The 17,914-nt window shown below is 73.0% G+C and carries 10 protein-coding genes; 9 read left to right on the top strand and 1 reads right to left on the bottom strand.

What is annotated here, in order from left to right:
- Window positions 1-87: 87 nt before the first annotated feature.
- Window positions 88-3,822, bottom strand: coding sequence for a family 78 glycoside hydrolase catalytic domain (locus tag Q8A52_RS32930; RefSeq protein ID WP_316758100.1), 3,735 nt, complete (start codon window positions 3,820-3,822; stop codon window positions 88-90).
- A gap of 363 nt (window positions 3,823-4,185) precedes the next feature.
- Here Q8A52_RS32930 and Q8A52_RS49175 point away from each other — a divergent pair, with 363 nt between their 5' ends.
- From Q8A52_RS49175 to Q8A52_RS32975, 9 genes are all read left to right on the top strand, one after another.
- Window positions 4,186-4,845: a CGNR zinc finger domain-containing protein gene (locus Q8A52_RS49175; protein WP_408649297.1), complete on the top strand. Its 660-nt coding sequence runs from the start codon at window positions 4,186-4,188 to the stop codon at window positions 4,843-4,845.
- Window positions 4,757-4,945, top strand: a complete 189-nt coding sequence (locus Q8A52_RS32935) for a thiazolylpeptide-type bacteriocin (RefSeq protein WP_361618396.1) — start codon at window positions 4,757-4,759, stop codon at window positions 4,943-4,945. The genes Q8A52_RS49175 and Q8A52_RS32935 overlap by 89 nt, the downstream gene beginning before the upstream one ends.
- A 46-nt stretch (window positions 4,946-4,991) precedes the next feature.
- Window positions 4,992-5,171, top strand: a complete 180-nt coding sequence (locus tag Q8A52_RS32940; protein ID WP_316758104.1) for a thiazolylpeptide-type bacteriocin — start codon at window positions 4,992-4,994, stop codon at window positions 5,169-5,171.
- A 235-nt stretch (window positions 5,172-5,406) separates the two neighbouring features.
- Window positions 5,407-8,223 (top strand): lantibiotic dehydratase, encoded by a 2,817-nt coding sequence (locus tag Q8A52_RS32945; protein ID WP_316758105.1) that lies wholly within the window; start codon window positions 5,407-5,409, stop codon window positions 8,221-8,223.
- Window positions 8,220-9,407, top strand: coding sequence for a lantibiotic dehydratase C-terminal domain-containing protein (locus Q8A52_RS32950; RefSeq protein WP_316758107.1), 1,188 nt, complete (start codon window positions 8,220-8,222; stop codon window positions 9,405-9,407). The genes Q8A52_RS32945 and Q8A52_RS32950 overlap by 4 nt, the downstream gene beginning before the upstream one ends.
- Window positions 9,404-11,524 (top strand): hypothetical protein, encoded by a 2,121-nt coding sequence (locus tag Q8A52_RS32955; protein WP_316758109.1) that lies wholly within the window; start codon window positions 9,404-9,406, stop codon window positions 11,522-11,524. The genes Q8A52_RS32950 and Q8A52_RS32955 overlap by 4 nt, the downstream gene beginning before the upstream one ends.
- Window positions 11,521-13,518, top strand: a complete 1,998-nt coding sequence (locus tag Q8A52_RS32960; protein WP_316758111.1) for a YcaO-like family protein — start codon at window positions 11,521-11,523, stop codon at window positions 13,516-13,518. Before Q8A52_RS32955 ends, Q8A52_RS32960 begins: the two co-directional genes overlap by 4 nt.
- A 7-nt stretch (window positions 13,519-13,525) precedes the next feature.
- Window positions 13,526-15,283 (top strand): thiopeptide-type bacteriocin biosynthesis protein, encoded by a 1,758-nt coding sequence (locus tag Q8A52_RS32965; protein ID WP_316758113.1) that lies wholly within the window; start codon window positions 13,526-13,528, stop codon window positions 15,281-15,283.
- Window positions 15,284-15,826: 543 nt separating this feature from the next.
- Window positions 15,827-16,660 carry a PIG-L family deacetylase gene (locus tag Q8A52_RS32975; RefSeq protein WP_316758115.1) on the top strand — a complete coding sequence of 278 codons (834 nt, stop codon included), beginning with the start codon at window positions 15,827-15,829 and terminating at the stop codon, window positions 16,658-16,660.
- The last annotated feature ends 1,254 nt before the right edge of the window (window positions 16,661-17,914 follow it).

The following is a 17,914-nucleotide window of genomic DNA, read 5'->3' on the forward strand; positions in this document are numbered from 1 at the left end:
GCTCGGTCACTTCTTCGTGCAGCAGGAGCCGTTGGGACGCGGGGACGACGTTTGTGTCCCTCGCCCCCACGCCTGCCCAGCCGTGGCTCAGGTCCCCGCGGTGAAGGTGTAGCTGCCGGACGGCAGGTGGTAGCTCGCCGGACCCGCGGGGACCGCCTGGGCGGGGGCGACGATCGACTCCGGCCGCGGGGTGGGGACGGTCACGGCAGCGAAGGTGTTCACGGGCACGGTGACATGAAGTGTCAGTCGTCCGGCGGAGACCGACCAGTCGCTCGCCGCGCTGCCGAACGGAGTCTCGTAGGTACTTGCGGCGGAGGTCAGGCCGCCGCCGGGCCGCGGTGCGATGCGCAGGGAGGCGTAACCGGGGCCGGCGGGAGCGAGCCCGCCGACGTGCCGGTAGAGGAAGTCACCGACGGAGCCGAGACCGTAGTGGTTGAACGAGTTCATGCCCGGGTCGTTGAACGAACCGTCGGTGCGAATGCCGTCCCAGCGCTCCCAGATCGTGGTGGCGCCGTTCTCGATCATGTAGCCCCAGCCGGGGAAGCCGCGCTGGAGCAGAATTTGGTACGCGGTGTCCATGTGCCCGTGCTCCGCCAGCACGGGCAGCAGGTTCTCGACGCCGAGGAATCCCACGCTGAGGTGCCCGGCCGCCGCGGCGACCCTGGATGCCAGTTTGTCCGCGGCCGACCGGACCAGGGGCGCCGGCAGCAACTCGAAGGCCAGGGCCAGTACGTAGCCGGTCTGGGTTTCACCGCGGACGGTGCCGTCGTCGGTGACGAACCGCGCGGTGAAGGCCGCCGCCACCTGGTCGGCGAGGCGCCCGTACGAGGCGGCCTCGTCCGTACGGCCGGTTGCTGCCGCCATGCGTGCCACCAGCCGGGCCGACCGGGCGAAGTAGGCCGTGCAGATGAGGTCCTGTGCCGTGTTGTCGTTGACGTTGAGCCAGTCGCCGTAGGTCTGCTGATCGCGTATCAGGTCGCTCCCCGCAGTGCCGCGCAGATAGTCGACCCACCTCGCCATCGCCGGAAAGTGCTGGTCGACGACGGTGAGGTCGCCGAATCGCTGCCACAGCGTGTACGGGATGACCGTGCCCGCGTCGCCCCAGCCTGCCGTGCCGGATCCGTTGATCACCGCGGGTGCGACGTCGGTGAAGGCGCCGTTGGCCTGCTGGGCGTCGGTCAGGTCGTCGACGAACTTGGCGAGGAAGGCGTGGGTGTCCAGATTGAAGGTGGACGTCGCGCAGAAGGCGGCGATGTCGCCCGTCCAGCCCAGGCGTTCGTCCCGCTGCGGACAATCGGTCGGGATCGAGAGCATGTTGCTGCGTTCGCCCCACACGATGTTGTGCTGAAGCTGGTTGATCAGCGGGTTCGAGGTGCTGAACGCGCCCGGTTGCGCTGCGTCGGTCCACAGGGCACGACCGATGACGGTGCCGTCCTCGGGTCTGAAGTCGGCTGGGAGTCCGCTGAGTTCGACGTATCGGTAGCCGTGGACGGTGAACCGGGGCTCGTAGGTCTCGGTGCCTTTGGTGCCGGCGAGCGTGAACCGGTCGGTTGCCTGGGCGGCGCGCAGGTTGGTGGTGTACAGCGTGCCGTCGGGGTTGAGGACCTCGCCGTGCCGGATGCCGACCGTCGTGCCTGCGTCGCCACGCAGCGCGATGCGGTTCCACCCGGTGAAGTTCTGTCCCAGGTCGAAGATCCACACTCCCGGTTGCGGCTGGGTGATCGACACGGCACGGAACTCGTGCTGGACGGTGACACCGTTGTCGACCTGGGCGACCAGGTGGGGCGTGGTCCCGTCGCGCACCGCCGCGGTTGCCCAGCCGCTGTCGTCGAAGTCGACGCCGTCCCATCCGCTGACGTGCAGACGCGCGTCGTAGGTCTCGCCGTTGTACAGATCGTCCGCTCTGATCGCACCCGTGGCGGCCTTCCAACTGCCGTCCGTCACCACGAGTTGAGTGGTGCCGTCGGTGAAGGTGATGAGCAACTGCGCGGCATACCAGGGCTGCGTGCCGTACCGCTGGCTGCCGGCGAAGCCCAAGCTGCCGGAGTACCAGCCGTTGCCCAGCCAGGCGCCGAGCGCGTTCGTGCCCCACCGGATGCGTGCGGTGACGTCGAAGACCTTGTACTGCACGCGCTTGGTGTAGTCGGTCCACCCGGGAGCCAGCACGTCGTCACCGACCTTCGCACCGTTGAGTCGGGTCTCGTGGAGCCCCAGCGCGGTGGTCAGCAACCGGGCGGAGGCCACCGGTTTGCCCACAGTGAAGCTCTTGCGCAGCAGTGGTGCGGGCCTCACGACCCGTACGTTGGATCCCCATGGGCCGCGGCCGTACGTCCCGGCCGCTCGTGCCGCGGGCCAGTCGCGGTCGTCGAAGTCGGGGGACTGCCAGTTGGTCGGCGCGCTCTGATACGACTTCCACGACGTGTCGGTGACGAGCGTCGGGCCGCCGGTCACCGTCAGTTTGGCGATGAGTCCGGCCGGGGACTGGCTCGTGTTCCGGCCCGCGACGGCGATCGTGTTGCCGCCGCTCCTGAGATGGGCGGTCACATCGACCAGGGCGGCGCTCTTCCACGAGTCGGTCACCCGTGGCGAGGCGCTGACCAGGGTTCCGTTGACCCAGACGTCCGCGCTGTCGTCGCCGGTGACGAGCAGGGTCGCGGCGACAGGCGCCTGCACCAGGGTGAAGGAGCGTCGGAAGTAGCGGCTCTCGGGGGGACGCCCTGCCGCGGGATCACCCTCGGGGTACCAGATCCAGGCGGCATCCGACAGGTCGGGGCCCGCCGGTTGGCCGACGAACAGGGCGCGCCACTCGTCGTCCGGCGCCAGCAGTCCGGTCTCGAACCACTGCGGCTCGCTCCACGAGCCCGCCCGGCCCTGGGTGTCCCAGACGCGCACGCGCCAGAAATAGCGTGTCATGCTCGCCAGGCGGCGGCCGGCGTAGGCGATGTCGATCTGCCGGTCGGACGGGACCCGACCGCTGTCCCACAGGTCGCCGCTGCCGGCGGGCGTGGACGAGACCTGGACCTGATAGCCGGCCTGCCGTTGCTGCCAGGCTGTCGAGTCGAGCTTCCAGCCGAACCGCGGCCGCGCGGCGTCGACCCCGAGCGGGCTGGTGCGGTGCTCCACGGTGCAGCCTGCCACCGTCATCGGCGACGCGGCCGCGAGGTCCGGAGCGGCGACCGCGGTGTACCAGGGGGCGATCCCGTACCCGCCGAGATCCCGGGCGGTGGGCCAGCGGCCGTCGTCGAAGCCGGGCAGCTCCCATCCCTCAGGCACGTCCTTGCCCGCCCACCAGCCGTCGCCGGTGACGATGTCGGTCGTTCCGCCCGCGGTACGGACGCGGAGGTGCCCGATGACACCCGCAGGGCCGCCCTGGTTACGGCTTGCCAGTGCCAGGGTGTTGGCACCCGGCGTCACGGCGGGCCCCAGGTCCACGTACAGGGCGGTGCGCCAGGAGTCTGCGACCCTTGGGGATCCGGCCAGTGGCTTTCCGTTGAGCCACACGTCGACCGTGTCGTCGCCCGTGACGACGAGATACGCCTCGGTCACCGTACCCTCGGCGATGGTGAACGGCCTGCGGAAGTAGCGGTGTCCGGCGGGGGCGTCGGTGCCCGGACTGCCTTCCGGGTACCAGATCCAGTGGGCCGGGGACAGGTCGACGGCCTGCGCGCGCGGTGCGCCGGTAACCGCCTGCGCGCGGTCGGCGAAGGCGCCGACGGCCCCCGTGGCGAGCGCACCGACGGCCAGCGCCGACCCGGCACCGAGGAAGTGGCGTCGGCTGAGCGGAGGCTGATCGGGGGTGGGAGAAGTGCTTTGGCTGGCCAACGAAGTACTCCTTCACGGGGGTGGGTGAAGCAGAAGGCTTGGCTGGGTCGCGGGACATGGATTGAATCGTTTCAATCCGTTAACACGGGGAAAACGTATGAGAGTTGACGAGTACCGTCAATAGGTGCGGCAAGGTGGAGAGGAGCCACGCGGAGGCGTTCACGCTCGTGCAGCGGATCATGGATGCGGAATACGCCTCCGACGACGAGGTGGCCAACCGGCTGGAAGGGCACGACAGAGACCTGGCATGTCCGTCTGGCCACGTCAGCGACTTGATCTTGACAGGCTTCGGGCCCCTCGGGCGACCTCAGCGTTCCCTACTTCCCTGATCGGGACACGACGAGCCCTTCGTACGGTTCCCCCATCCCGGCCTGCCCCGGGCCCGACGGTGGCCGGCTGTTCGCCGATCCCCGCGGCCGACGCCGCTGGTGCTCCAAGGCACTGCGCGGCAACCACGCCAAGGTGCGGTGGACACGCTTCGCACCTGTGCAACTGCTCAACGCGCGAAACCGGCGAGGGCACTTCTGGAGTTGCCGCGCCTCGGCACGGCACGGCAATCGGGCTGCGTACGCCGAGGCCCCAGCCGGGCGGAAGCATCACCATGCCGTGCCTCCGACGCCCCCAACGCTTACGAGCACCCGCCGCTTGACGACTGCCTCGGCCACTGTCGCGCAGCTGCACGGAAGCGGAAGTTGCGCGAGAGCCGCTGAGGGCGAACGAAGCGAGTTGGCCTTGCTGCCGGGCTCTCCCGACACCACAACTCGCCGCTGTACATCGAACGGCCGTTCGGACACTCTATTCAAATTCGAGCGGAATCTTCTTACATGTCTATGTCGTGGCATGTTGCGCGCCGCCGTTCCATTGGCGCGTTTCCCTCTCCACCTCCCCCTGAATGGAGTTTGTCATGTCCCGTACCACAAACCAGCAGGATGCCCTGGAGCTCCAGGACCTCGCCCTGGACGCGGACCTGGACCTCTCCGACCTGACCGTGACCTCGCTGCGCGACACCGCCGCGCTCCCTGAGAACGGCGCCTCGTGGGGCTCCTGCTCGTGCCAGGGCTCGTCGTCGTGTGCGCCGCCGCAGGTGGACACGCCCGTCGTGGTCACGCCCATCGTCCACTGACGGCGTTCTCACCCCGGACACCGTTCCTCAACCTGAAGGGCCTCATATGCCCGACCACCGCGAGGACCTCCTCGCGCTCGAAGACCTGGACCTCGGCGAGCTGACCGTCACCGCCCTGCGGGACACTGTCGCGCTGCCCGAGACGGGCGCCTCCGGCGGAGCGAGCTCGTGTTCCTGTGGCTCCTCCTCGTGCGCCCAGCCCACGCTGCCCGACCTGCCTTACTAATGCGCCCCCGGCCTCGCCTCCCATGAGGCCGGGGGCCACGACTCCCGTGCGGCCGGCCGGACAGGACCGGACGAGCCGGCGGCCGCACGACCCCACGCCCACCCGCCGATGCCGATGCGAGCCACCGGGTTCCGCCCGGTCCGCTGAAGCGATCCGCGCAGTCCCGCCCGCTCCATCGATTCAGTCTGCTCCGCCGCTTCCGCCCCCTCCGAGCCGTACACCGGGAGGCCCCGTCATGCCGTACTCCGCCCCGTCGGCAGCCCCGGTGAGCGTGCCGCCGCCCGACCACGCCGACCAGGCGGACCCGCTCGGCCCGGCGGACCCGTACGACCGGACCGCGCCGTACGCCCTCGTCCGTACGACCGTGCTCCCCTACCCCGCCGAGACCGCTCCCGCAGCCCACGTACGGGCACTGCTCGCCCGGCTCACGGCCCTGGCCGCCGAGGACGCAGCCCTGCGCGCCGTCCTGTCCGACGACCTCTTCGCTACGCGCGCCGGCCATGACGAGGCCTTCCACCGCCAGGTGGTTCTCCCGCTCCGCCGCGCCTTGCACAACGGCCGCGAGCCCCGCCCCGTTCTCCTCGGCAGGCTCGGCGCCCTGCCCGACCGGGTGCCGCGGCTCGCAGATTGGCTTGCCCTGCGCGAGCTGCGCGCCCGGCTGCTCGACGAGCTGGCTGTCGCCGTCCCGCCCGCCCTGACCGCTGAGCGCGCCGCGCTGGCCGACCTCTGCCGCTCTCCTGCCTTCACCCGGGCCATCGCCCTGACCAGCGCCGACCTGCTGAGGGCGGTGGACAGGGCAGGCCGGGGCGAGACCGGGCGGCGGGCACGCAAGGAAGAGGCCTCGGTGCTGCGCCACGCTCTGCGGGCCAGCGCGAAGACGAGTCCGCTGTCGTGGTTCACCGCCGTCGGGTGGGCCACTGGGCGGGCCGAGGAAACGGCCGCCCCGGCTACCCCTGTGCTGGAGCTCGGGACCGCGTCCACCGCCCCGCTGACCTCCGTCGTGAAGGAGAACCGCACCCTCGTCACCGCGCTCACCGCGGCCCTGCTCGACGAGCCGCGCCGCCGCCGCGCCCTCCCCCACCACATGACGAGCACCGCACGGGTGGCCGACGGACGGGCCCGCTTCGCCCGCGCGGAGGCGGTATTCGCCGGCGGTGCGTACCTGGTCACCCGCGAGGACGAGGTCGAGGTGGCCGCCCGCCCGGCGCTGGACACGCTGTCAGCCGCCCTCGCCGACCGGCCGCTCGCCCTCGGCACGCTGACCGCCCGGCTCGCCGCCGACCTGGGCCGTACTCCGGACGACTCCGCCGTCGCGGGTTTTGTGGACCGCCTCGCCGACTCGGGGCTGCTCGTGCCCGCCGAGCCCGTCGACCTCCAGCACACCGCCCCGCTCCTGGCGCTCGCCGACTGGCTGCGCCAGTGGCCCGCGGACGCCGTCCTGGCGGACCGGATCACCCGACTCGCCCACGACACACAACAGTTCGCCGACACTCCCGCCGCCGAGCGCCCCGCCCTGCTCGCCGGCCTGGCCTGCCGCTGGCGCGAACTGCTCGCCGACACCGGCCGGGCCGTCCCGCCGGAGGCGGCCCCGCTGACGGTCCTCACCGAGGACGTCGTCGCGCCCGATCCCGTGTCCTCGCGCCGCCCGCCCGCCTCATCGAGCCTGGACGAGGACCGGCGCACCGGGTACGACCCGCTCACCCCGACCGACCATGCCGCGCTCACCGAACTCACCGCCGTGGCCGAGTTGTTCGACCTCGGGCACGTGATGAGCCGGGTGGCCCGGGACCGCTTCGTCGCCCGCTACGGTGAGGGCGGCACCTGCCGCGATCCGTGGGACTTCGGCGCCGACACCTCCGCCGCCTGGGAAGAAGCCGGCCGCCTCGTGGGCCAGTCCTCCGACTCACCCGGACTGCCCACTGGGCTGATCGAACTCGCGCGGCTGCGGGAGGAGTTCGCCGCACTGGCACGGCAGGCGGCAGGACAGGCAGGGGACACGGCCCCCGAGATCGTCCTGCCGGGCGGCCCCGTCCGCACCCTCGCCGCCCGGCTGCCCGACTGGACGGCCGCACGACCGCTCAGCTACTCCCACTTCGTCCAACGCGTGCCTGGCGACGGGTTGTTGTGCCTCAACCACGTCTACGGCGGCTGGGGCCGGTTCACCAGCCGCTTCCTCGACGCTCTGCCCGCGAGCGCCGCGGCCGCGGTCCGCGAGCGCGTCCGGCGCGGCCTCGGTACCCGCGAACGGGCGGCCCAGGTCCGGCCGGTGGGCGGGTTCAACGCCAACCTCCACCCGCTGCTGCTCCCCGAGGAGATCGGACCCGACCGCGGCCGGGTCGCCCTCACCGAGGCCGACCTCGACCTCGTCCACGACCGGGCCACCGACCGACTGCGCTTTCGCGTACGGGCGACCGGCGACCCGCTGGACGTGCTCTACCTGGGCTTCCTCGCCCCGATCATGCTGCCGGGGCGGCTCGGCCCGTTCCTCTCCGATCATCCCGCTGGAGTGGTGGACTTCCGCCCCCTGCTGCCCCGGCACGCCATGGCGGCGCCGGGCGGTCAGGTGGTCCGTACGCCGCGGCTGCGCCACCGCCACCTGGTGCTGGCCCGGCGCCGCTGGCACCTCGGCCCGGGTGTGCTCGACGCGCTGCGCGCCGACCTCACCGCGGAGGAGCGGGAGGTTCCGGCCGCCGCGGTGGCCCATTGGCGGGCCCTGCTCGAGCTGCCGGAACAGCTCTTCCTGCACGCGGCACCGCGGCCCACGGCCGGGCGCGCCGTCGACGACTTCCTCGCGCGGCTGCGGGCACCCAAGCCGCAGCCGCTCGACCTCGGCAACGCCCTGCACCTGCGCTGCCTGCGCACTTGGCTGGCGCGCCATCCCCAGGGCGTCGTTCTGGAGGAGGCCCTGCCCGCCTTCGGCGGCCGGGACCAGCCCGTCCATGCCGTTGAGTCCGTCGTCGAGACGTACCGTCCGGCACGCCACCCCACGGCCGACCGCGCCGCGCCCCGGCCCTCCGCCCCGCCCGCACCCCGCCGAGGAGGCACCCGATGAACGCCCCGGCCGGCCCTGGACCCACCCCGACCTCGCCGGATACCACCGCGCCCGGCTCCGCCGAGGCCCTCGACGTCGTCCTGTACGACTATCGCGCCGACAAGGCCCCGCTGCTGCGCGAGGCGGTACTGCCGTTGGCCCACCGAGCCGTCGCCGAGGGCCTGACCGCGCACGTCGAGCGCCACTGGCTGTACGGCCCACACGTACGGCTCCGGCTGCACGGCGCACCCCACCGGGTGGCGGCCACGGCCGAGTACGCCACGGCTGCCCTGCGGAACTGGGCCGCCGACCACCCCACGGCCGCCCACATCACCGACGAGGAACTCCTCGCCCAAGCCGCCGTGGCAGGCCGCGCCGAGCTGATCGCCCCGCCGTACGGTCCGCTCGTACCGGACGGCACCGTCCGCGTCGAGCCGGTGGACCAGTCGTCCCTGCGCGCCCTGATCGGGCCCGACGGGGTCCGGCTCCGCGACGACCTGCTGGCGCTGGGCCTGCCGGCGCTCGACACCGGGTGCGCGTTCCTGGGCGGGCACGGCGACGCGCCAGCCGCCCGCGTGCAGCTCGCGGTCGCGGCGCTGGCCGCGCACGCCGCGGCGCACCCGGAGGGGCTGATCGGCGGCCACTACTCGTTCGTGTCGCACCTTGAGGACTTCCTGCTCTACGAGGACGCGGACGGGCGGCTGCGCGCGGCCTTCGAGCGCCGGTGGGAGGCCACCGGGCCGGCCGTCACCTCCCTGGTCGGGCGGATCACGGACGGCGGGGCGGCCGGCTGGGAACGCGCCTGGGCCGACTGGTCCGCGCAGGCGTGGCGTATCACCGCGCAACGGTTCGCGGCGGGCGCGGACTTCGCGGGCGACCCCTTGGAGTACCGGGACCGAGCGGCGATGCTCGGCGACGAGACGGTGGCCGACCGCTGGAACCAGGACGTCCGTACCCGCTACAGCGAGTTCCACCGGCGGCTGCGCCGCTCGGACCCGCGGGGAGCGATGTGGACTCGGCCCGACTACCTGATCTACCGGGCGTGTACGAACGCGCTCTACCGGCTGTTCGCGATCTGCGACGTACGACCGGTGGAGCGGTACCTCGCCGCGCACTTGGTCGTGCGCACGGTGCCGGAGCTCACCGGGCACTCCTGGCAGGGCCGTATCGACGAGGTGATCGCGGCAGTGGAGGGTTCGTCATGACCACCACCCCCGCCGCCGCGGCCGGCACGGCCCCGGAGTCCCCGGACCCCGCTTTGGGTGGGGAGCCCGCACCGCCGGTGCCCGAAGCCCTCGTCACGTCGGCGCCCGCAGTCCACGTCGCGTCGGCGCCCGCAACGCCCGTCTCGCCGGGGCTCCGGCCGGAATCGCGCCTTCGGCTACGGCCCGGCGTTGCCGTCACCCCGCTGCTGACGGGATTGCACCTGCGCGGCCGCGGCGTCGCCGTCACGCTGGAGGGCAGCCGCGCACTGCCGGCCCTGTGGCAGCTGCTCGCAGACCGGCTCTCTCCGGACCGCACGGTGAGGGGCGACGGCGACGCACCGGCCGATGCCCGGGTGGACGGCGACACGCGCACCGGCGCCTTGGCGGACGCCGGCGGCCCGGCCGACGCCTGCTCGCACTACGACGCCCGCTCGGAGGCCGACGCCCGCCCGCAGGACGAAGCAGGAGCACGGGCCGAAGCAAGAGCCCCGGCCGGAACAGGAGCACGGGACGGCGCCGGGGCAACGGCCGCCGTGAGCGGTCGAGCCGAGGCCCGGGTGCAGGCCGCGCTCGCCACGCTTGCGGCCCGATTGCGCGAGCACGACCTGGTGGTCGAGCACCCGGACGGCGCCGAACTCCCGCCCTGGCCGGGTTCGTCGGCGGCTCACCCGGCCGAGGCGGTCGACGCGATCCGGACCGCACGACCGGTCGTCGCCACACCGCATCCCGAAGGCCCTCTTGCCGTGAGCCTCGTTCGGGCGCTGCGCAGTGCGGGGGCGAACCCGCGGGTCACCGCCGACGGGAGTCTGCCCGCCGGCCGGGCTGTGGCAACGGCCGAAGCACCGTCCGGGGCCGTGGCGCTGGCCGTGTCCTGCGACGCCGACGGCGGTTTCGTCACCGAACCCGGGTCCCCGAACCGGGTCCGCGCCGACGCCGACGCCCTCGCCACCCGCCTCGGCACCGGCACACCCGCCTCTGCCCTTGGCATGGTCGGGGGACTGTCCCCCACGCATGTCGCACTGCTCGCCGGCGCCGCGGCCGGGCGGCTGCTCGCGGCCGTCATGGGCCTGCCCGACCCTGCCGTGCACGAGGACGCCTCCGGCACGGCGACTGCCGGACATCCGGCCGTGCTGATCGCCCGCGCCGAGCCGCCGGAGGCGACGTACCACCCGTGGGCGGCGGCCCCGCGCGGCGCCCGCCAGGGAACGGACGCCCCGCCCGCCGCGGACCTCGGGGAGGCCCTGCGCCGGGTCACCGCCCTGGGCGACCCGCGGCTCGGAGTGCTCGCCGCACCGATGCCCGGGGACCTCCCGCAGCTCCCCGCATCGCTCACATCCTGCCGTACCCCGCAGGGACTCCTGGTCGCCGGTGCGGTCCGGGCCGACCTGGCCCGGTTGGAAGCGGCCTGCCGGGCCGCCGAACTCGCCCTCGCCGACGGCTCGTCGACCCCGGTCGTCGGAGCGGACCCCGACCACGCCCACGGCAGGGCACTGCGCCGTGCCGTCCTCGACCACCCCGGGCCAGGAGCCACCCCCACCGCGTCGGAGGCGGAACCGGTCGCGGTCGGCGCCCGTGCCGACGACATCGAGGCCGACATCTGGCGCACGCACCCGCAGGCTCGCCACTGGTGGACCGTGCTGACCGAACGCATGGGCCGGTCCACCGATCTGTCGGTCCGTCAACTCGACTCCGAAGAAGCCTATGCGGCCGTCGTCCGGGTCGGGTCGGCCTCGACCGGCACCGGCGCCGCCCCGGTCACGGTGAGCCGCGCCGTCGAGGCCACCGCGGCCGACGCCGTGGCCCTCGCCGCCCTCGACGCGGTCACGCGCGTGATGGCGGCACAGCACGTGCCGGACCGGGCGCGGCACACCGCGTTCAGCGGCGCCGCGGCTCCGCTCGCCGTGGCAGGCGTAGAGCCGGCCGACTGGGTGGACGAGGGCTGGACCGACGCCTGGCTGGCCGGGATCGCCGCCCGGGAACCGGCCCTGCGCGCCGCCCTGCGCCGCTTGACCGGCCTGCGCCCCGCACCCTGGCGGGGCACCGGCCACCCCCAGCTCACCGATGCCCTGCGCGCGTGCGGATTCACCGTCCTGAACGGTCCGGGAGGCCCCCGATGAACACCGTCGCCCCGTACGCCGTCCCCACCCCCTCTGCGATCGCCGTCCCCGTGCTCGATCCGGGGGCGGCACTCGCGACCGTCGAGGGCGCCGCGGTCGTGTGGCTGACCGCGTGGGACCTCGGGCTGGCCGAGCGGCTCAGCCGGCACGCCCTGGACCATCCGGTCAGGTTCGTGCCGGTGCGTGAAGACGGGGCGCTGACCGTGATAGGGCCTGTACTCCGCCCCGGGGCGTGGGCGTGCCTCGGCTGCGCGGAGTATCAGCGGCTGGCCACCGCGGGCGGCCGGGTGCCGTGGCACAGCCCACGGCTGGCGCTCGGCGGCACCGGGACCCCGCCGCTGGCCGAGGCGGCGCTCCGGCTCGCGGCAGACCTGCTGACGGCCGACCCGCTCGAAGCGGAGCCGCCCGCTGTCGACCGCGACGCCCAACCCGCATCCGGCCCCGCCGACCCCGCCCTCGACGTCCCCGACCCGGTCCCGGTCGACCGGGCCGTCGTCCACATTCTCCACGGCGACCGGTACCTCTGGTCCACCCACCGCATCCGGCCGGTCGGTGGCTGCACGGTCTGCCGGCCGTTGCCGGACGACTCGCCCGTCGACGCCCGGTTGCCGGCCGCACCCCGTCCGGTGCCCGACCCGGCGGTGCTGCGCGGCCCCAACGCCCTCTCCACGCTCGCCCGCTTGCGCGCCGAGTTGCACGACGAGCGGTTCGGGCCGGTGCGCCGGCTCTTCAGGACCGAGGACTCCGCGTTCGCGCTGACCACCGCCTGGGTGACGGACGGCCGCTTCGTCGACGACGGCGGTCATGGCCGGTCGGGCGACTTCCGCTCCAGCGAACGCGTCGCCCTCTTCGAGAGCGTGGAGCGATTCGCCGGGATGCGGCCCACCGGCCGCCGCACCGTCCTCCACGCCTCCTACACCGACCTCGTCGCCGCGGGAGAGATGGCCGTGCTCGACCCCGTCCGGCTCGGCCTGCCGGATCCCGAGTTCGACGGCCACCCCGCCCGCCGGACCGTGCCGTATTCCCCGGACCTCGCGTTCGGCTGGGTGTACGGCTGGTCACTCACCGAGTGCCGGGCGGTGGCGGTGCCCGAGCATGTGGCGTACTGGGACGTACCGGGGCCGGACCGGCCGCGGGTGGTGTACGAGTCCTCCAACGGCTGCGGACTGGGCAACAGCCCCCAAGAGGCCGCGCTGTACGGGCTGTTCGAAGTCGCCGAACGCGATGCCTTCCTGATGGCCTGGTACGCGCGCACACCGCTGCCCAGGGTCGCCGTCCCCCTCGACGACTCGGAGGTCACCGCCCTGGCCGACCGCGCCGCACTGCTGCGCTACCGCCTGACCTTGCTGGACGCCACCAACGACCTGGGCGTTCCGGCGGTGATCTCGCTCTGCCGTTACGAGGGCACGCATCCCGGCGCGCCCCGCGCCTTCTTGGCCGCCGGCGCCCACCACGACCCCCGGGTGGCGATCCGCTCGGCGGCGGCCGAGGTGGTCACCAACGTCCAGGAGGCCGCCCGCCGTTCGGCTCCGGGCGGTCCACGGGACCCGGAGCGGCTGCGCCCGATGCTGGACCACCCCGAGCTGGTGCTGGGCCTCGACGACCACGTCGGCCTCAACACCCTGCCGCAGGCGCAGCCCCGGATGGAGTTCCTGTTCACCGGCCCGGCGGAGGCGCCGTGGCACGAGCGGTGGCCGGGGGCGCCCGAGCCGGCGGCCGACCTGACACTGCTGCTGGAGCGGACCGTGGATCGGCTGGCCGGCGAGGGCGTGGAGGTCATCGCGGTCACGCAGGACGAGCCCGGCGTGCGGGACCGGCTGGGGCTGCACTGCGCCAAGGTGATCGTCCCCGGCACGCTTCCGATGACCTTCGGGCACGTCAACCGCCGTACCGCGGGACTGGACCGCCTGCTGGAGGTGCCCCACCGGCTGGGCCGCACCGCCCGCCCGCCACGCCGCGACGAACTGCCCCTCGACCCCCACCCCTTCCCGTGAGGACGCGATGACGACCGCCCGCCCCCGCCCGCTCCCGACCTCCCCCGGGGCCGCGTCCGAGGACCCCGGACACCCCTGGCACAGCCTGCACCTCGCCCTGCACGCCGGCGGCGCGGAGACGGACGCGTTCGTCACCGACGACCTCGCCCCGCTGATGGACGGCCTGACCGCCGACCGGCAGGCATCCTGGTTCTTCATCCGCTACGGCGAGGGCGGCCCACACCTGCGGATCCGCTTCCGGGGCCCGCTGCCCGCCGGTACGGCGGCCGGACTTCCCACTACCCTGGCGGAGTTGGCGGCAGCCAGGCCCGCTGAGCTCACCGGCCCCTGGCAGTCCCGGCACGGCGAGGTGCGCGAGGTGCCGTACGCGCCCGAGACCGAGCGGTACGGCGGCCTCGCCGCGCTGCCTCTCGCCGAAGAGGTGTTCGCCCACTCCACCCGCGCGGCCGTCGAGGCCCTGCGTGCCACCCCGGACCGGGCCGCCCGGCTCCCGCTCGCCCTGGACCTCGCCCACGCCACCGCCCACGCGCTCGGCCTCGACGAGTTGGAGGCCGCGGGCTGGCTGCGCCGGCACGCCGCCTCCTGGCGCTGGATCACCGAGGTGCAGCCGCTGCCCGGCGCCGCCGTCCACTCCCGCGTGAACTCGGTGTTCGCCCTCCAGCGGCCGGGCCTGGTCCGGCGCGCCCGGGCCCTGCGCGCAGCCCTCGACACGGACACCGCCGCACCCTGGCTGGCTGAGTGGGTGGGCCGGGTCGGCGCCGCGGACACCCGGTTGCGCGGTGCCGTGCCCGCGGCGCAGGCTGCTCGCCGTGTGCCCTGGGTGTGGGCCTCCCAGCTGCACATGCTGTTCAACCGGCTCGGCGTGACCCCCGACGAGGAGCGGGCCGTCTGCCGGCTCGCGGCCGGCACACTGCTGGAGACCGAGGACGACCCGGGGTTCTTCCCCACCGGGCACCGCGCGGCGGACTACCAGTACCTGGAGCGCAGCAAGTTCCGGATCGGACGACCCGAAGACACCGCACTGCGCGAGCTGCCCCCGCGGCCTGCGCCTTCCGCAGCCCAGCTGGAAGCCGAACTTCCGCTGCCCGCCGCCCCCTTGCCGGACCTGTCACTCACCGAGACGCTGCACCGGCGCAGCTCCGTGCGCGGGCCCCTGTACGGACCGCTGGACGCGGAAACCCTGGGCGGTGTGCTGTGGTCCGCGTACGCCGAGAGCCATGTGACGCAGCGGCCGCTCGCCGACGGAACCGTACACACGCTCCGGCACCGCCCGTACCCGAGCGCCGGTGCCCTCTACAGCGTGCGCGTCCGCCTGGTGGCGCTGAACGTCGCGGGGCTCGCCGCGGGCACGTACCACTGCTTCCCGGAGCGCCGCACACTGCTCCCGATCGGCCCCGCACCGACCGTCACCGAACTCAAGGCGCTCTCCTCGTACCTCTCGCGGCCTGCGGACGACCCGGACGCGGTGGGCATCGACGAGGCCCCGGCGGTGTTCGCGGTCCACCTCGACCTGGGCCTCCTGCGCCGCCGCTACGGCCTGCGGGCACTGCGGCTGGGCCTGCTGGAGGCCGGTCACCTCGCGCAGACGCTGCTCCTCACCACGGGGGCGTTCGGCCTGGCCACCCTCCCGCTCGGCGGCCTCCACGACGACCTGACCCACGAACTCCTCGGCCTCGACGACCTCGACGAGCCGGTCCAGTATCTCCTCCCCCTGGGCCGCCCCGCCCCGCCCTCCTCTCCCCCGGCGCCGAACGGCTCCGGGTGAGGCGAGGGCGACCGGACGCCCGGCACCCGGTCGCCGATGCTGAGCGGGACACCCTGACCCCGTTGAAGTCCTGCAACCTGCGCCGCGACTTCGACGCTGTCCGCAACAGCCTTTCTCTGCCGCACAGTTCCGGTGCCGCCGAGGGCAACATCAACCGGCTGAAGATGCCGAAACGCCCCAGATGTCCGAACGGGTCGGCTTCGAGCTCCTTCGCAAACGAGGCCTGCTCGCGCGATGAGTTCCGAGCCCGACGAACTCGTCAACGCTCACGGTAAGTCCGGAAGCGAAGTACACGGGAGCGAGCGCCAAGGCCCAGGAGTGTTCCCTTGCGCGGCGGGAACAGCCGATCCGGCCGGCACTGTTGCACCGGCCGAGGGACCGGCGCAGTGCGGGCGGGGAACAGAGAGACCAAAAGATCTTCCGCCCCGACGCAATCCGGGCCCCCAAGGTCCGCGGTACGCCCGGTCACGCGATATTGGGACGACCGCCTATACGCCTGCCGCGGACTCGGACCGAGGCCTTTTCACACAGGAGGACTGTTTCATGAATGACGGGCCCTTGACGCTCATGGCGGTGCACGCCCACCCCGACGATGAGGCCACTGGAACGGGAGGTGTCCTCGCGCGGTACGCGGCGGAGGGCATCCGCACGGTCCTCGTGACGTGCACCGACGGTGGTTGCGGTGACGGACCGGGGGGTGTCAAGCCCGGCGATCCCGGGCACGATCCGGCAGCCGTCGCCTCGATGCGGCGTCGGGAACTGGAGGCCAGCTGCGACATCCTGAAGGTCAGTCATCTGGAGATGCTGGACTACGCCGACTCCGGGATGATGGGCTGGCCGACCAACGATGCCCCCGGATCCTTCTGGGAGACACCCGTGGAGGAGGGCGCTGCCCGACTCGCGGAACTCCTGCGCCGCTACCGACCCGATGTGGTCGTCACCTACGACGAGAACGGCTTCTACGGCCACCCGGACCACATTCAGGCGAACCGCATCACGACGGCGGCGCTGGCGATGACCGGGCTGACACCGAAGGTGTACTGGACGACGGCACCCCGCTCGATGATGCAGCGGTTCGGGGAGGCCATGCGCGAGTTCGGTGCGGACTGGCAGGAGCCGGATCCCGCCGAGGCCGCCGCGATGGCCGAGATCGGACTCCCCGACGAGGAGATCACCACCTGGGTGGACACCACCGCGTTCGGCCCTCAGAAGTTCGATGCACTGGCCGCGCACGCCAGCCAGGGCGAGAACATCTTCTTCCTCAAGATGGGCCAGCAAAGGTTCACCGAGTTGATGGGCGTCGAGACCTTCGTACGTGTCCAGGACACCACCGGCGCCGCCGTGCCCGAGAACGACCTCTTCGCCGGACTGCGCTGATCCCCCCGCCTTCCCGGGCCCGAGAAGGCTCATGTTCCGTATGGCTCGATCGAGCGTGCCCGCACACCTGAAGGCTTGTTCACGTGGGGGCCGCTCCGGCGGCCCTTGATCATCAGGGTGGCCCTGCTCGGTGGCGTGGCGGTGACGAGGACGACAGTCCCCTGTCCGGGCAGGGCCGTAGAGCGGGAAGGTTCAAGGCTGCGGGCTTCCGGCGCCACCACTGCTGCTGGGCGGACCACGGTTTTCGCTACGTGGTCCGCGGCCGGAGCAGGTCAGCGCCTGTCGGCCGTGGAGTGAGCGGGAGTCCGAGGACTCCGCGTTCGTGTCCGACGATCAAATCGGGACCTGCGGTGGCCAGGCAGGTGACCGCCGCATCAAGGACGATGTGCTGCACCGTGCCGGTCTCCGGCTCCCAGACCCGCAGGCGGCTCCCGTGTTTGCTGCCGGAGACCAGGACGGTGCGCCCGTCGTGCAGCGTGGTGGCCGAGATGACCGGAAGGCCGGCGGTGCCTGTTGAGGCGGGTGGACGATGTGCTGCACCGTGCCGGTCTCCGGCTCCCAGACCCGCAGGCGGCTCCCGTGTTTGCTGCCGGAGACCAGGACGGTGCGCCCGTCGTGCAGCGTGGTGGCCGAGATGACCGGAAGGCCGGCGGTGCCTGTTGAGGCGGGTAGACCGTCGCCGACCGGGGCACCGGTTGCGAGGTCCCACAGCATGACCATGCCGAGGTTGTCTCCGGTGGCCAGCAGGGTTCGGTCCCGTGTGGGCACAGCCGCCACAGCTGCCACACGGTGGCCGGCATCGTTGAGGGCACGTCCGCTCAGCTGCACGGCCACGCCTCGTTCCCAGGGATCGTCAACAGCCGGATCCCACACGTGGACGCCGCCTTGGGTGATGGAGGCCGCGATCAGCGTATGGCCGGCAGCGATCGGGATGGCGGCGATCGACTGGATCGGACTGCCATAGGGGTTGAGGCGCCCGACAGACTCACCCGTGGCAGGATCCCACAACCGGACCGCGCCTCGGGGGTGGTGGTGACGAGCAGGGTCCGACCGTCGGGGACGGTCGCGGCACACATCCCACTCACCCCGCCGAGCCAGTTGACCGTCGGCTCACGGACCGGCTGCCCGGTGACCGGATCCCACAGGGCGATCGTCCCGGTGTCGCCCCCGGTCACCAGCAGGACGCGGCCGTCGGGCAGGGGCAGGGCCGTCATCGAGCGGATACGGTCGGGATGTCCCGGCAGCGGATCATGG

The sequence above is a fragment of the Streptomyces herbicida genome, from assembly GCF_032656585.1.
GTDB classification, from domain to species: Bacteria; Actinomycetota; Actinomycetes; order Streptomycetales; family Streptomycetaceae; genus Streptomyces; species Streptomyces herbicida.